General features: G+C 47.4%; 11 protein-coding genes. All 11 read right to left on the bottom strand.

What is annotated here, in order from left to right; translation table 11 throughout:
• Nucleotides 1–92: 92 nt before the first annotated feature.
• On the bottom strand, nt 93–650 hold the full coding sequence (locus AC4EVX_RS12330) for a bifunctional adenosylcobinamide kinase/adenosylcobinamide-phosphate guanylyltransferase (RefSeq protein ID WP_177976861.1): 558 nt from the start codon (nt 648–650) through the stop codon (nt 93–95).
• Complete coding sequence (locus tag AC4EVX_RS12325; protein WP_490160302.1) at nt 647–2812, bottom strand: cobyrinic acid a,c-diamide synthase CobB; 2166 nt, start codon at nt 2810–2812, stop codon at nt 647–649. The genes AC4EVX_RS12330 and AC4EVX_RS12325 overlap by 4 nt, the downstream gene beginning before the upstream one ends.
• Nucleotides 2809–4407: a precorrin-6A reductase gene (cobK, locus tag AC4EVX_RS12320; RefSeq protein ID WP_177976859.1), complete on the bottom strand. Its 1599-nt coding sequence runs from the start codon at nt 4405–4407 to the stop codon at nt 2809–2811. The genes AC4EVX_RS12325 and cobK overlap by 4 nt, the downstream gene beginning before the upstream one ends.
• 77 nt (nt 4408–4484) lie before the next feature.
• A complete protein-coding gene (locus AC4EVX_RS12315) occupies nt 4485–5654 on the bottom strand; it encodes a cobalt-precorrin 5A hydrolase (protein ID WP_177976858.1) in 1170 nt (389 codons plus the stop codon).
• A 187-nt stretch (nt 5655–5841) separates the two neighbouring features.
• Complete coding sequence (gene cbiD, locus AC4EVX_RS12310; protein WP_177976857.1) at nt 5842–7053, bottom strand: cobalt-precorrin-5B (C(1))-methyltransferase CbiD; 1212 nt, start codon at nt 7051–7053, stop codon at nt 5842–5844.
• Between the two features lie 106 nt (nt 7054–7159).
• Complete coding sequence (locus AC4EVX_RS12305) at nt 7160–7411, bottom strand: alpha/beta-type small acid-soluble spore protein (RefSeq protein ID WP_177976856.1); 252 nt, start codon at nt 7409–7411, stop codon at nt 7160–7162.
• Nucleotides 7412–7538: 127 nt separating this feature from the next.
• Nucleotides 7539–7733, bottom strand: coding sequence for a PspC domain-containing protein (locus tag AC4EVX_RS12300; protein WP_177976855.1), 195 nt, complete (start codon nt 7731–7733; stop codon nt 7539–7541).
• A gap of 33 nt (nt 7734–7766) precedes the next feature.
• Nucleotides 7767–7904 carry a hypothetical protein gene (locus AC4EVX_RS12295; protein WP_177976854.1) on the bottom strand — a complete coding sequence of 46 codons (138 nt, stop codon included), beginning with the start codon at nt 7902–7904 and terminating at the stop codon, nt 7767–7769.
• Nucleotides 7901–8728 (bottom strand): HAAS signaling domain-containing protein, encoded by an 828-nt coding sequence (locus AC4EVX_RS12290; RefSeq protein WP_177976853.1) that lies wholly within the window; start codon nt 8726–8728, stop codon nt 7901–7903. Before AC4EVX_RS12290 ends, AC4EVX_RS12295 begins: the two co-directional genes overlap by 4 nt.
• Complete coding sequence (locus AC4EVX_RS12285) at nt 8725–9042, bottom strand: PadR family transcriptional regulator (RefSeq protein WP_177976874.1); 318 nt, start codon at nt 9040–9042, stop codon at nt 8725–8727. The genes AC4EVX_RS12290 and AC4EVX_RS12285 overlap by 4 nt, the downstream gene beginning before the upstream one ends.
• A gap of 330 nt (nt 9043–9372) precedes the next feature.
• Nucleotides 9373–10748: 30S ribosomal protein S1 (gene rpsA, locus AC4EVX_RS12280; RefSeq protein ID WP_490160301.1), on the bottom strand; the 1376-nt coding region annotated here is incomplete at its 5' end.

Below are 10748 nucleotides of genomic sequence, written 5' to 3'. Positions count from 1 at the left end.
ATCGGAATGAGTCAGAATCAGGAAGAGAAAGAAAAAGTTTCTTTTTCTTTTTCTTTCTCTTCCTGATTCTGACTCATTCCGATCCCCCTCCTTTATCGGATTCTTTTTTTGAGATTAACCGGAATTCCAAATACGACCTCTGTCACCTCATCGGAAATCTGCGCAAGTTTTCGATTGATCTCTGATAGCAGATCGATATAGCGAAGCGTATCCTCATCGTACTCGCATCCATCTGAAAAGATCTCATTTGTGACAATCACAAGATAATCCGTCTGCTCTGCGAGACTCTGCACTCCATCCAGAATTCGCTCACAGATTTCTGTCACACTTCCGCCTTTCTCAAACATCTCATTTGCGGTGAGATTTGACATACATTCAAGAAGAACGGAAGTGGAAGAATTTGATCGGTGATTCGATTTTTTTCGATAATCTCTCAGGCAAAGAGATTTCAAATCCGTCTCACACTCAATCGTCACAAATCCCTTTCCCTGGCGCATCTTTCGGTGTTTCTCGACCCGTCGCCGTCCTTCTTCGCCCCAGACTTTCATCGTCGCAATATAAAATCGCTCGGAAGCGCCAGACTGCATCACACAATTTTCTGCAAATGCCGATTTCCCACTCCCGCTCCCGCCGGTAATTAGATGAATCATCTCAAATTTTCTCCCTCTTTTGCACACGCTCTCCCGTTCAAAAAGTTCAAAATCCAGTTTGGAGCAGACCGATAATAGAGATGTGGAAATCCTGCAATCATCCGGTCACTCACATGCATGCACGCCCATTTTCTCGAAGAGAGTGGTTTCTCTGCGAGAAGTGCCGTTCCCGGATCAGTGCTGTCCCAGTAATGGAACTCATGTCCGCGGATTGCAACCCTGTCATTCTCCCCGCGCTCTGTTTTCTCTTTGTTTTTTCCGTTTTCTGTCTCATCCAGATTTTTTGACTCCATCTGATCTGGCATCTGATCTGGCAACAAAGCAAGATTTGTTTGATTTGTTTTCAGTGTAATATATCCAAATCTTGAGAGTTTCTTTGTGCGGAATGCATCTGCATCGAGAAGACCAACCATCTTCCATTTTTTGCCATCTGGATCTTCGAGTGTGCGATGCAGATAGAGAAATCCTCCGCACTCTGCAAGAATCTTGATTTTCTTTGTCTGGTCTGTCCCTGCAATTCGGATGCTCTCAAGCATCGAGTGATTTTCCGAGAGCTCTCTCGCATACAGTTCCGGATAACCACCACCGAGAAGCAGAGCATCCAGATTTTCAGGAATTTTTTGATCATGGAGCGGGCTAAACGTCACAATCTCCCAGCCATTCTGTCTCAAAAATTCCAGATTCTCCTGATAATAAAAACAAAAGGCCTCATCCTGCGCAACTCCGATTCGACGGGTAGAAACCGTTGAAGACAATGGTGCAAGATCTTCAAGCGAAGCGCCTGTATGCTCTTCTTCTGAGTTTGTATTCTTGCAACTATTCTCTTTATAATCATAACCATTCTTTTCGTTCTTCTTATTCGTTTCCTTCTTCTCATGATCATTCAGATCTTGATCTTCTGCAATCCCTGCAAGCGCGAGAAGTTTCGGAATATCGAGGCATTGTTCGAGACGATCCGCAAGTGTCCCCATATGTACGCGAAGCTTCTTCTGCTCATTCGGAAGTGTGAGTCCCAAATGACGGCTCTCAAGCTGTGCTTCTGGGCACTCCGGCACTGCACCGATCAGTTTGACACCGAGTTCCTCAATCAGCGGTCTCAATCTCTCTGTCATCATCGGGGAAGTTCTGTTTAAAATCACTCCGACAATCCGGCTATCCTTCTGATACTCAAGGAATCCCTTGATCAGCGCCGAAACTGAGCGACTGCTCTTTTTTGCATCCACGACAAGAATTGCCGGCGTATCTGTGATTCTTGCAATCTCATAGCTTGAAGCCTGAAACGAGGTTCCCGCCACGCCGTCATAATATCCCATCACGCCCTCGATCAATGCAAGCTCGTGATCGGCACTGCGCTCCTCAAAGAGCTGTCTGACTCCATCCTCATCGAGAAAGAAGCTGTCGAGGTTGCTTCCGGGGATTCCGAGTACATAGCGGTGAAACATCGGATCAATGTAATCCGGGCCACATTTGAAGGACACACAGGAAAGTCCCATTTTTGAAAACAGGGCGAGAAGTCCCGATGTAATCACAGTCTTTCCGCTCCCACTCGCCGGAGCCGTCAGAAGAAGTCTCGGAATTCCCTCTCGTTTCTCTTCTCGTCGCTCTCTCCCGTCAAGCGTAATCACATAGACCGGATTCATTCCCTGCATCAGATGATAAGCGCCGAGCTGTTTTGCGCGAGATGCCTGAATACAGGTCACATCTGGAATTAACCCCCGTCGTGCGCAGTAGTCCGTGACCTGGCTGAGACTCTCAAGCGCAATCACATTGATGACGATGCGGACGGACGGATTTTTCTCAAATAAAAGATCAAGGATCTCGGAAATGTTTCCCCCGCTTCCCCCGATAAATACCCGATCAGGAACCGGATAGCCGGACAGACACTCCGGCGCTCTTCCCTCCACGACAACTGCCCGCTCCGCTGGAATTTCGACACGATTCAGATTTTCACGGATCAGCTCACAGCCCTCTTTTTTCTGCTCAAATGCATAGATCTGCCCCTGCGGTGCCATACAGATCGCCTCCACAGTCACTGAACCTGTCCCTGCTCCGATGTCGTAAATCACACTGTCAGGAGCAATCTCCAGCTTTGCAAGTGAGACAACTCTGACTTCCTCTTTTGTCATCGGGATTTTCCCGCGCACAAACCATTCGTCTCTCATCTATCTGTGTATTCCTTTCCTCTCTCAATCAGTGCAACGGTCAGTTCTTTGATCTGTTGGTGCTGAAGTTCTTCCGCCTGCCCTGAAATTAATCTCTCATCCGCATAGCCCATGCGAATTCCGGCAGTGACTTTTACGCTTGCATACCCAATCTCCACAAGTTTTTCGCAGACTTCATGGAGAAAACTTCCGCTTCCGCCGAGAAGCAAAAATACTTTTTCGTGGTTATCAAGCAGTTCCCGCAGGTCTTCCGCCTCATAGCTTCGCCCATGCACACTCGAAAGATACCAGTCCTCCCAACTTGTCTGCATGCGGGAGGCAAGCGCCGACGGAGACGAGATTCCGGCAAGCACATGGACATTCCACCCGCTCCCCGAAAACTGCTTTACCAGTGCACTGCTCCCGCTGTAAAATCCCGTATCCCCTGAGAGAATGACAGCGACTTTTGTGATCGCGGATCCATCAGAAATAAAATTCTCATGACTCGTAAGCCACTGTGCAATCGCAGTCGCCTGAAAAAGTGGAATTTTCTGAGCCTGCTTCGCATACTGTGCAATATCCTGCAACATCCTCAGCGCACCGAAAACCACATCACACTCATTTAAAGTCTGAACGGCTCTGACCGTCAAGTCGCCACCACCGCCCATTCCCATTCCGATTAAAAACATTTGTCGGGCTTGATCATTCTGAGCAATTTCCTCATTCTGTCCAGTTGGATTTTCCAGACTTCTCTCTTCGCTTTTTCCAGTCAATTTATTTTGTCCAATTAAATCGTTCCACCCAGTTAGTTTGCTCTGCTCAGTCGATCTTGTCACATCCGCCTGCTCTGTCAAAAGCTGTTTTGCCGTTGCTGTTTGCGCATCGCGTGAACAGTAACGTTTTGCCTCGGCAAGCGAGATGCCCTCCTCATTTTCCGGACGGTTGATCACAAGAAATTTGACTCCACACTGCTTGGATGCCTGCCATTTTTCCTGAAATCCGCCCCGCGCTCCCGACTCTTTCGTGACCATCCAGACTGCCTTTGTCTGATGCAAAAGTGCCTGATTCATCTCGACCGAAAACGGTCCCTGCATCGCAATCAAATGCGAACCATTGATTCCCATCTCCTCGCACTGAGCGAGAACCTTGCTGTCCGGAAGTACTCTCGCAAAAAGGCGCGGAAGCAGAGTTTCTTTTTCGGCAAACACATGAAGTTCCCGACTTCCTGTCGTGAGCAGAATATTTCCTGTCTGCTTCTCAAGAAAATCTGAGGCTTCCTGCGTCGATGCAACGCGGTACATCCCATCCTCAAGCGTCTCCTCCTCCCGAAGCACACGATAACACGGAAGATCGAGCTCCTCGCAGACCGCTCGAACCTGTGCTGTCACCACTTTCGCATACGGATGAGTCGCATCAAGCACAAACGGCGGATTCTCTTTTTTCAAAAGTTCTTTCATCCCATCCGCATCGAGAGCACCCTGATGAACCCCAACCCACTTACTTTCTGTCAAAAGGCTTTCTCCGTATTCAGAGACCACGCTGACAAGCACCGGCACCTGACTGCGCTGTGCAGTCTCCGCAAGTTCCCGTCCCTCCGAAGTTCCTCCGAATATCACAATTCTCCCCTTTTTTTTCATATATTTTTCCATATCATCATAATCCATATCCAAAACGATCTGACTTTCTCCTTTTTCTACTTACATACTGGCAGAATCGATAAATCTGCTCTGGCGACTGCGACCGTCACCCCATTGCATGCCGTCTTGTGAATCACAAGCTCCACCTTTTTCTGAGCATCATAATTGTCGTGATTACATTCTTTGTCTTTGCTGCTTTCCTGATTTTCCCGTATTTTCTTTTGAGATTCAGCCATTTCAGCAAACTGGCTTGCACCAAGAATCGCGGAGCGCTCACAGACATTTCCGACTCCTGTCACTTGACGCACAAACGCAGACTCCGTAAAATCTCCCTCGATACGCAAAAGTTCGTCTGACGAGTAGGTGACAAATGGGAGATTTTGCTCTCTTGCAAATGCGATCAGTCCCGCTTCCTCCCGCTTCAAATCAATGCTTGCGATCTGCCTGACACTGCGAAGATCTAGATTTTCTTTTTCCAGTGTCTCTATAACCGCTGTCCGAATCGCCTCAAGCGGAGTCCCTTTCCGGCATCCGATTCCAAGCGTCGCAAACTGCGGAATCAGACGAAGCGTGGAAATCAGACTCAAAGGAAGCGCACATGTTGGAATTAAGCGATCCGTCACCCAGACATTTTGCTCACACTCGATCTGGTTTTCATAGCCATTTGGGCATCCTCCTTCAACCGGAAAATCGCTGAAAAATCCAACTTTTTCTCCGTCCACAATTGCGCCTGCAATCTTCTTTGCAAGCTCCCGATCCGAGATCACGAGATTCCGTTCTTTCGCCCACTCATCAATCGCCGTCTTTCCCTGTACATCCGATGCCGTCGTGACAACCGATTGTGCGCCTATCATGTCTGCAATTCTCTCTGTCAGACGGTTCGCACCGCCGACATGACCGGACAAGAGGGAAATTACAAAATGTCCCTGCTCATCAACTGCAAGCACTGCGGGATCTGTCATCTTATCTTTTAGGTAAGGAGCAATCGCCCGAACTGCAATTCCCACTGCCCCGACATAGATCAGGGCATCTGCCTGTTCAAAGTGCTTTAACGTCCAGTCGCCCACCGAATCCGTTCGCTCCTGAATCCACGCATCTTCCGCTTCTGTCAAAAAACGCTTTGATATGTAACCTCTGCACACTTCACCATCATCCTGTAACCCACCAAGGATTTTTCGCAACTGCTCACTGCCCGCTCTCGTAAAACTGATTCCTGCAATTTTCATCGTTTTATTTCTTCTCTGTTTCGTTTCTTCTCTATATGTTCTATTTATTTTATATGTTTGCTGATCGATCTGCCGGTTCCCAACTTCTAAATGATTTTTCACAATCTTTCACGTCTTGACTTTTTACGCTCCGATTGTTCATTCCGACTACTCGCTCTGATTGTTCGCCATTCCATCTTTTTATGGTTTAACTTTGGGGCTTTTGGATTTTCCATTTCCGAAACATTGCATCCGCTCCACTGCTCTTGCCTGTGATTCCAAGTGCTGAAGAAAATGTGACGACCTCCGCGTGAAGGGTTCCGCCTGCCCATCTTTCCAGATGAATCTTCGCGGATTCAGCAGAATCCGTGAGAATCTGCTCTGCAAGTCCGACTCTCGCCTGATTCATATGTTCCAACGCTTCATCTGTCGTGTTGGAGCCGAGAATCCGATCCAGGAGATCCTGATTTTCTTGTTCTTCCTGTTTTTCCTGTTCTCCCAGTCTCAGAGCTGTCAAACGCGCCATCTCCTCCATTCGCCTGTCCCCGTACTTGGAATGAGTATCGGGAATTCCGGCTGAGACTTTGATCAGTTTTCCGATATGGCTCACAAAGAGAAGTTCTCTGACATTTTCTTCTCTCAGCATCTGCATTGAATCTGCGACGAAATTACTGCACAGGACGGCTTCGCCCATCGGGATTCCCATCGCCTCTCTCAAAAAGGTCTCTCCATAGTTTCCCGGTGCCATCAGAAGAACGTTCTCATTTGCAACCGTTTTCATATGAATATCGAGGCGGATCGTTGCAAGCAGAGCTTCTTCACTCATCGGCTTGACGATTCCAGTTGTTCCAAGAACAGAGATTCCTCCCTGAATCCCAAGTTTCGGATTGAAGGTTTTCTTTGCCAGCTCCACTCCGCTTGGAATCGCGATCTGAATCCCAAGACATCCGCGAAACCCTAATCGATCCCGTTCCGCGTCAACCGCAGAGAGAATCATCTTTCTTGGAACCGGATTGATCGCATAATGACCAACCGGACAGGAAAGCCCCGGCTTTGTCACGATTCCGATTCCGATTCCGCCATCGAGATAGACTTCCGGATATTCTTCCAGCCAATATCCACTTCCCGTCTGCCGTTTCGTTTCAAGCTCCGCTTCCGTAAGGATCGTCACGCATGCATAGACCCAGGATCCGTGTGTCACATCCGGGTCGTCGCCAGCATCCTTCTGGACGCGCAGATACCCCTGACAGGGCTCCTCACTCTCGTACTCCGGCTTCCAGACGGCACTCTGTCCCTCTGGAAGTATCACTTCCACCCGCTCTGGCAGAGTTCCTCTCAATAGAAAAACGGCCGCAGCCCTTGCCGCAGCCGTCGCACATGCCCCTGTGGTAAATCCGCTCCGCAGTCTCTTCTCTTCCATATCTTCCTCCGGTTTTTTCTTGGCTCTATTATAAAAAATATTAGTCCATTTTGCAAGAAAACTCGGAATTTTCCAGTTATTGTATTATATTACTTGAGATTTTTCATCAGAAATCCATACGATCTGAGCCATTTTTTGTATCTTCCTCTTTTCGGAGACTTTCTTCTCTGAGCTGTCTCTTTCGCTTTGTCATCAGTCCACCGATCCGCCCGCTCTCCTTTGAGGTCAGCGCTTTCCAACCACCGGAGAGAACTCGTTCTTTCAAGCCCAGTTCTTCCGCAATCTCAAATTTCAGCAATTCTTCCTGTGTCATATGCTCCGGATCAAATATATTTTTTTCCTGCTTCTTTTTCGACATAAAAACGGACACACTCCTTTCGCTTGGAGTATGCCCGCTTTTTTACAACTCTATTCGTGACTGTTCCGTCCTTTCACAGTCACAACCAAACATTTCTTGAAACTTTCTCTCATCAATTGGATTTCTTTTAATATCCACTTCCCGGATTCTCCGGAATAATCACCGCTGCCAGAATGTAAGCGAGAAGTCCGGTTCCAGAACATGCGACGATCGCCCAGATCAGGCGCACCAATGTCGCATCCACACCAAGATATTCTCCAATTCCTCCACATACTCCACAAATCATTCGATTCGTGGAAGAACGATATAATTTTCTATTCATAAATTCCTTCATCTCCGTTTCTTTCTGTTTTTCTTACAACATTCGGTGGATCGCAACGCTCATATTGCTGACTCCACCCATCATCGCACCACAGGTCATGACTCCAACTCCAACCAGACAGAAGACAGCTCCTATAATCAATGTCCATTTCATCCATTTGCTCAGTTTCATTGTCCCGCATATCTCCTTTCTCCGTGCAGAATTCTACTGATCCAGTTTACAATTCCTCTGATGCACCACGGCATAAAATGCAGATAAAGCAACCATGAAATCACAAAACCGATCAGTCCAAGACCCAGTGACAAAAGTCCGGCTCCAATCACCACTATTCCGGCTCCAATATGGATAAAACTGGTCCCGATTCCCCATACAAAGCAAATCACTGCGCCGACAAAGGCGGTGATGGTCAGAGCTCCGACTCCGATCAGAATTGCCACCACAGACAGAACGCTGGCAAGCACAATACTCATAAAAACACTTCCCGTTCCAATCGCAAGCGGTGAGAGAACTGCAAGAATCGCAATGATAATTCCAACCTTCAAAAACCGTTTTCTCCGCTCTTTCGGAGAGATCGAATCCGCCGAGTTACTTTCCTTTTCTTCATTGAGATCTGAAAAATCATGAAATCTCGAGTTCTCATAGGCATCCGCACCGCCGGATATCTTCTTTTCATCCTGATGCTCCGTCCACTCCACATCGATCGCGTCCGGCAGATCTTTGTGTTCCGTCATCTGGGTGTTCGGGTCGCGGAAACGCTCATCCTCGTATCCACTCTCTGTAAAGCTCCCTCCATCTTCAAGATTCCCATTCAGATCACTCCGAATAATCGCTGCCACACGCTCCGGGCTTCCAAATTCTTTCAAGGCTTCTTCCTCGCCCTCATCTCCGGCTTCCTCGAGATAATCGCGATAGTAGGCGACTGCCTCCTCCCTCTCCTCATCGGGAATGTCCTGAAGCAGATATTCAAGCTGTCTCATAAATTCTTTCCGTGTCATGTCTTCTCCTCCAATATCCTGCATATCTTTTGCATATAGCTATTCCATTCCCCGCGATACAGATTCAACTGAGCTCTTCCGCTCTCCGTGATCCGATAATATCTTCGATTTCTACCATCAATCGCGCGATCATACGTCTCCAGACAGTCGTCCTTTAGCAGACGGCGAAGTACCGGATACAGAGTCGATTCCGAAATTTCAAGCACCTCCCGAACATCCTGCGTGATCTTGTACCCGTAAGTTCCCTGCTGTTCGCGGGAAACCACCGCCAGAACGATTGCATCGAGAAGTGCAGCGCCGGTGTTAAATACCATCTCTGTCTCAACCTCCTCCATTCTTCTCATCGTACTCTGCCTTATCTTATTTTCAAATCAATATTATATAATGTATAATATTGTTTGTGTTTATACTATACGTCATATAGTATATGATGTCAAGATATATTTCAAACTTCCATATAATCCAAGCAACTTTAAACGGTTCCGTACTCGAATTCTTCACTGTACATCATAAATTAAAATGGTCGGTAAATGAGGGCGACTTATTTGGTATGCCCAAAAACAGGATGTATCAGAACCACATAAAAAGGCACCGGATCTTGCGGTCCGATGCCCTATGCCATTCATCCTGAAACGTGTTTATTTTTAGTTCTGATCTGCTGCGTCAGTATCATCCTGATGATCTGCCTGAAGAGCCTTGATGCTCAGGCTGATCTTTCTGTCCTCGCCGTTGAAATCAACAACCTTTGCCTCGATCTCCTGACCAATCTTCAGAACGTCAGACGGCTTGTCAACATGATCTCTGGAGATCTGGGATACATGAAGCAGTGCATCTACGCCCGGCTCCAGCTCAACGAATGCGCCGAAATCGGTCATACGAGCAACACGACCCTCTACTACGTTGCCGATTGCATACTTCTCAGTTGCGTTTACCCACGGATTCTGCTCCGGGAACTTTAAGCTCAGAGCGATCTTCTCACCACTGATATCCTTGATCAGAGCGGTTACCTTATCGCCAGAGTGGAATACCTTCTTCGGGTTCTCTACACGACCCCAGGACATCTCGGAGATGTGCAGAAGACCATCAGCACCACCTAAATCGATGAATGCACCGAAATCGGTAACGTTCTTTACAGTACCCTCAACGGTATCGCCAACATGGATACGCTCGAACAGCTCTTTCTGCATCTCAGCCTTCTTAGCAACCATCAGCTGCTTTCTGTCGCCGATGATACGTCTTCTCTTCGGATTGAACTCAGTGATAACGAACTCAATCTCCTGACCAGCGTACTTGCTCAGATCCTTCTCATAGGTATCGGATACCAGGCTTGCCGGGATGAAGACTCTAGCCTCATCAACAACAACACTCAGACCACCGTCAAGAACCTGTGCTACCTTTGCAGTCAGAACCTCATGGTTCTCAAAAGCCTCTTCCAGTCTCTTGTTGCCCTTATCAGCAGCAAGTCTCTTGTAGGACAGAGCAACCTGACCCTCACCATCGTTTACCTTAACAACCTTTGCTTCCATCTCGTCGCCAACCTGAACCAGGGTGCGCAGATCCACATTTGCCTCGTTGGTATACTCGCTTCTCGGGATGATACCATCGGACTTATAGCCTATATTTAAGACAATCTCATCTTCTTTTACGTCAATCACTTTACCGGTGACGATTTCTCCTGTCCGGATTGTCTTTAAAGACTCCTCCAACATTTGCTCAAAACTTAATTCTGGCATTAGTATGAACCTCCTCAATTCCTCAATTATTTGATTTGGGGTCGAAGCCCCTGCTGTAATACCTACGCTGCTCACAGAATTCACACATTCAGGATTGAAATCGCCGAGTGACTGGATAAAGTAAGTGTTCTTACATTCCTTTTGGCATATTTCGTACAATTTCTGTGTATTGGAACTATTCCTGCCTCCTATGACAATCATAGCGTCAACCTCAGAAGCAATACGCCTAGCCTCCACTTGTCTTTCCTGTGTTGCATTGCAAATCGTATTTAAAACAAGTATATCAT

It is taken from the genome of Brotaphodocola sp., assembly GCF_983179755.1.
The sequence above is the reverse complement of the archived record's forward strand: the minus strand, read 5'-3'. Positions and strand labels throughout refer to the sequence as shown.

What these genes read in the sequence shown, in the direction of transcription:
- AC4EVX_RS12330 (WP_177976861.1), bottom strand. Translation starts at nt 650, where the DNA reads ATGATTCATCTAATTACCGGCGGGAGCGGGAGTGGGAAATCGGCATTT.
- AC4EVX_RS12325 (WP_490160302.1), bottom strand. Translation starts at nt 2,812, where the DNA reads ATGAGAGACGAATGGTTTGTGCGCGGGAAAATCCCGATGACAAAAGAG.
- AC4EVX_RS12315 (WP_177976858.1), bottom strand. Translation starts at nt 5,654, where the DNA reads ATGAAAATTGCAGGAATCAGTTTTACGAGAGCGGGCAGTGAGCAGTTG.
- cbiD (WP_177976857.1), bottom strand. Translation starts at nt 7,053, where the DNA reads ATGGAAGAGAAGAGACTGCGGAGCGGATTTACCACAGGGGCATGTGCG.
- AC4EVX_RS12305 (WP_177976856.1), bottom strand. Translation starts at nt 7,411, where the DNA reads ATGTCGAAAAAGAAGCAGGAAAAAAATATATTTGATCCGGAGCATATG.
- AC4EVX_RS12300 (WP_177976855.1), bottom strand. Translation starts at nt 7,733, where the DNA reads ATGAATAGAAAATTATATCGTTCTTCCACGAATCGAATGATTTGTGGA.
- AC4EVX_RS12295 (WP_177976854.1), bottom strand. Translation starts at nt 7,904, where the DNA reads ATGAAACTGAGCAAATGGATGAAATGGACATTGATTATAGGAGCTGTC.
- AC4EVX_RS12290 (WP_177976853.1), bottom strand. Translation starts at nt 8,728, where the DNA reads ATGACACGGAAAGAATTTATGAGACAGCTTGAATATCTGCTTCAGGAC.
- AC4EVX_RS12285 (WP_177976874.1), bottom strand. Translation starts at nt 9,042, where the DNA reads ATGGTATTTAACACCGGCGCTGCACTTCTCGATGCAATCGTTCTGGCG.